Source organism: Vibrio sp. 2132-1, assembly GCF_033344315.1.
The window spans coordinates 1-4,109 of record NZ_JAWPON010000042.1; the positions used below are offsets into that span (position 1 = coordinate 1).

Consider the following 4,109-nt stretch of genomic DNA (forward strand, 5'->3'; position numbering starts at 1 on the left):
GCTGCAACCCTGCTTGCTCAAAATCTATTCAAACATGGTTGTGCTTTGGGGAAATTATGAGGGGATCCCTCAGTGCTCTGCTAGTTTAGAAGAATTACTTTCAACCTATAAATTAATTGAAAGTATGGGAAGGTATGATCCTCTCTGGATCTCTTTCGAAAGAAACAGAATTGAACAAATTTGCAAAGTTAAAGAATGGACTAGGGTTGGTTTAAAAGAGCTCAATTGTATTTTGTCTTTGAAAGATATGATTAAGCTCGCCAAGAAAGAACCTAACCTAACACCACTACTTGACAGGTTATCAGGGTGTTATCGCGTTAGAAGTACCAATACTTACATGGTAAGTACCTCAAGCGAACTCGATTTGTTGAAGATTGAATTTACAGCAGCAGCACGATTTACTGTCGCAAGTTGGATGTACATTGCATTTTCTACCCATTTTGAGGACGGAGTTGAGCTAGGTTGGTCAACCATTGATGCAATATTCGAATCTCAATCACTCCCTTCAACACATCCAGACACATGGACAATGGACAATTTCTTATACATCTAGGAGGTAATAATATGATGCATTACAAAGACTCTGTATTTTCACCAGAATGGGGGCAGTTCACCAGAAGAATAGTTATATTGGCATTTTCTCTAACAATTGTAGGTTTAGCTGCATGGCGATTCTCTCAATTAGAGTCTTTTAATCTGCTTTATATAGTAATTCTTCTTCTTGGTATCCTTATCCAGGGGCTATACCCAATTTATGCTGAACGCAAAGAATTGAGACGCAAGCTTTACAGAAGACACTTGAGTACACTTAATATTGATATTCTCGAGAAGTATTTAAATCAAGCTGAAAGCGATATAGAACGAGATTTGATAGAAGACACCATTTCAACAATACGTTATTGATTGGTGATTGAATGGATATCAAATTCGACACTACTGAAATCTATCACGAGAATCGACACCAAAACCTTATGCGTATAGTCAACCAAGACTACAACCGTAAGATTCAGAACTTATGTAGACATTTAGATATGCCTCACTTGGCCAGTTATCTCAGCCACAGATCCAAGCCTCAGAAGAACATCAGTCACAGACTAGCTAGAAACATAGAAACAAAGCTCGGTATGCCTATTGGACAACTTGATGAGGCCATTTCTACCATAAATGTAGACCCAACAATTGATGATAACCTCCCAATTGACAAGCTTGCCAGATCTAGGAATTTAGAGATCCTATTGACCCTTATAGGGAATGGCAATATTAGCAAATTGAACTCAGAGCTAGGTTGTCATTTGAACAATCATTTAGGGCCCAATAAATCCCGTATGCTAGGAAAAAAGTTAGCAACCAGAATTGAAACTAAACTAGGGCTACGCCCTGGCACCATGAGCGTGAAATGTACTTTCAATGATTTTCTACCATATTTAAACAGGGACCAATTGACTAGGCATATCGAGTCTAAACAAGAAGAGTATGATGAACGAATGTCAAAACGTAGAATAATAATTGAACAAAGGAATGATATCGTGAGCCAGATGTTGAAGAAGATAGCCAGCTTTCTGGAAGGCAGTGGTACACATGAAATATTAGAGGATTCTGATATTAGAAAGGTGTATATCCCTGTGCCAAACCACAAAAATGAACTCCCAATATTAGTTAGCTGCGAAACTAAGCCATCAAACAGATTCTTAATTTTATGCTCTAAAGGTATGACAGAGCGACACGATAAACTCACAAACATGATTTTAAGCGATAGGGATAAGTTTGAAACAGATGTCGGTGAAATGGACCATTATCCAAAAATCGCTGTAATAAACGCCTATGACCGAGAGTTGGCGATGCCATCGTTGAATAACCCAGAAATTACATTAATTATTAAAAAGGCTTTGTATCAGCTCAGTAATTTGACAGACGACTATTTGCTAGCAAAGTTTAAGTTAAAAACGGTATATAACGAACTAGTAACCGCACAACTCCAATACGTAAAGTCATTCAGTTCTGTGCAAATCATTAAAACAAAGGAGCTGTTACATCGAGGTTTTTCAATACCCAATATTAAGTTGCGTGGAACAAGGGAACTTAGCCACTCTTTACTAGTACCAGTTAGCAATAGCAAAGATACCTTAAGAGAAGTACGGGAGTTTGCAAAAGGAAGTGGTACTGACTTCGTATTGCCCATCTGTATAAATAATGGCAATGTGGTGTCAGACCAATTTGTGCCTACCAAGACCTGGCTGGCCAGCCACATATAGATACAAGCTTGATCATAACCATATAAAAACAAAAGATAATTGATACATACTTGGTAACATCTTAGTATGTGTCAATATGGTTTTTTTTTACGCAAAGTAGGAAGTATGTTGTTCTTTCTTGAAAAATTGGGGATCAAGGCAGCGATGCACTGTCGGCTCGTGAATGGTAATCAAGAGCATTTATTATGGGGACTGGATTGGAACTCGAAAAGAGCACTACTTGAGTCAAAAAATCGCTGGTTTTGGCTACCTTTACAAAATGTAGAAATATCGAATGTTACAAACATAGTCGATAAACTTTCGGAGTTTTACGCTTCACATGATGAAAAGATATTAGGTGTAAATTGGCTTGAAGGCACACTATTGATATCTAAAGATACTCACTTGGATTGGGTTACCGAAGAAGATCTCGAGCTTCCTTAAATCATAACCTAACTGTTTAAAGAAGGATTAATTTATGGCCACTGTTGCAGCATTACCTTTCCCTCAACTACCTGAGTTTTTTTCATTTTTCGCAACAAACCCCTACGGAATAGTAATTAGTTTACTATTAGGATTGATCATTAGTGGCGTTGTGTTGAGAGGACTAGTTGATCTGTTTAGAGGTCAACAAAAGTAATAGCTCAATTTTGTTTAGTTTTTAGATAATACAATTTAAGACTTATAACCTGATGAGAAGCGGCATGTTAGAAAGAACAATGGAAAGAGAGCTCATCTTTCATGGTACACGAGCTAAGGAGTTTGATAAATTTGAGTTAGGCATGCTAGGTACAGGCGAAGGCTGTAATGATGCTAATGGATTTTACTTCGTTTCTAATCTGAAAGGAGCATGCTATCACGCTGACTATAAAGCGAGGCAGGTAGGTAAACCTACCGTATATGTGTGCGCAATAAAGGAACAAGCTAAAGTAGTAACTATTGGTAAATCCATTTCTATGCACCCCAAATATCTACAGCAACATTGGGATAAATTACCAGTGTGGATATCAACTAAGAGGGGTAAAGAATGGTACTCAGAACTTGCAAAACCACCTGAAAATCGAATACACAATGACCTAATTGATTTGAATGAACGGAAACGTTGTCATATTTTGCGTGAAAACGGTATCGATATCTTAAAGGATTTTGAGAGTGGACAATTTGTAGACGGTGGGTATCATGGCCGTTCTCATTTAGTGTTAAATCCAGACTCTATTGATATAATTGAGACTTTAAATGTAGAAGAAATATATGATGAAATATCTGGGAGACCCAAATTTTACCACCTCCGTAAAGAGCCTTGTATATTTGGTAAATCAAATATTTTAAGCCGACTTTGCGAGTATGACTGAGTATATTTTGACCCGTTTAAATCTTTCAGATATTAAGTTTAACATAGACATTGTTCTAGCATACCCAGGTTAAATATCAAATTGAAAGGGCTGGTGGGTGTTTTATAACCAGCCTTTTTGATGAACAAATAATATTTAAAACTAGATATAACTAGTCATGAAATACAATTATTGTATTTCATGCATTGAATATTCCAAAACAATCCCCACCTTAATACTAATACTAACAATAAAACGGATATAATATGTTCGACTCACTTAAAAGCACCTTTCCCTGGTCTATTATAGCTATCGTTGCTGTATCTGGCTCTGGAGTCGTCGGTGCAAAACTATACAAAGAATATCTCAAAACTACCGGGCCAGCAGTTGTTCAAGGCATTTCCGACAACGAAGCGTACAAAGACTTTGTTGACTGCCTGACGGTGGTAGATTTAGAGCGTTCTAGCTTAATGGGGTTCTAGGGATTTTCCCCTCTAAAAAGACTTAATCCTCTGTAGACCACACCAATAAATGGCTGCGGAGGTGG

Annotated in this window: 6 protein-coding genes; all 6 read left to right on the plus strand. The window is 37.5% G+C overall.

Annotated features, from left to right (window positions below; all coding sequences use genetic code 11):
- A partial coding sequence (locus tag R8N47_RS23185; protein ID WP_318185868.1) for a hypothetical protein occupies positions 1-553 on the plus strand: 553 nt, incomplete at its 5' end.
- Between the two features lie 11 nt (positions 554-564).
- Positions 565-903 carry a hypothetical protein gene (locus tag R8N47_RS23190; RefSeq protein ID WP_025634098.1) on the plus strand — a complete coding sequence of 113 codons (339 nt, stop codon included), beginning with the start codon at positions 565-567 and terminating at the stop codon, positions 901-903.
- A gap of 11 nt (positions 904-914) precedes the next feature.
- Entirely contained in the window at positions 915-2,252 is a 1,338-nt protein-coding gene (locus R8N47_RS23195; protein WP_025634099.1) for a hypothetical protein, read from the plus strand.
- Positions 2,253-2,357: 105 nt separating this feature from the next.
- Positions 2,358-2,675, plus strand: coding sequence for a hypothetical protein (locus R8N47_RS23200; protein ID WP_025634101.1), 318 nt, complete (start codon positions 2,358-2,360; stop codon positions 2,673-2,675).
- A gap of 260 nt (positions 2,676-2,935) precedes the next feature.
- Positions 2,936-3,583, plus strand: a complete 648-nt coding sequence (locus R8N47_RS23205) for a hypothetical protein (protein ID WP_042776360.1) — start codon at positions 2,936-2,938, stop codon at positions 3,581-3,583.
- Between the two features lie 245 nt (positions 3,584-3,828).
- Positions 3,829-4,044: a hypothetical protein gene (locus tag R8N47_RS23210; RefSeq protein ID WP_169572863.1), complete on the plus strand. Its 216-nt coding sequence runs from the start codon at positions 3,829-3,831 to the stop codon at positions 4,042-4,044.
- Positions 4,045-4,109: the final 65 nt, after the last annotated feature.

Coding starts and splice junctions, on each gene's coding strand:
- R8N47_RS23190 (WP_025634098.1), top strand. CDS start 565: ATGATGCATTACAAAGACTCTGTATTTTCACCAGAATGGGGGCAGTTC.
- R8N47_RS23195 (WP_025634099.1), top strand. CDS start 915: ATGGATATCAAATTCGACACTACTGAAATCTATCACGAGAATCGACAC.
- R8N47_RS23200 (WP_025634101.1), top strand. CDS start 2,358: ATGTTGTTCTTTCTTGAAAAATTGGGGATCAAGGCAGCGATGCACTGT.
- R8N47_RS23205 (WP_042776360.1), top strand. CDS start 2,936: ATGTTAGAAAGAACAATGGAAAGAGAGCTCATCTTTCATGGTACACGA.
- R8N47_RS23210 (WP_169572863.1), top strand. CDS start 3,829: ATGTTCGACTCACTTAAAAGCACCTTTCCCTGGTCTATTATAGCTATC.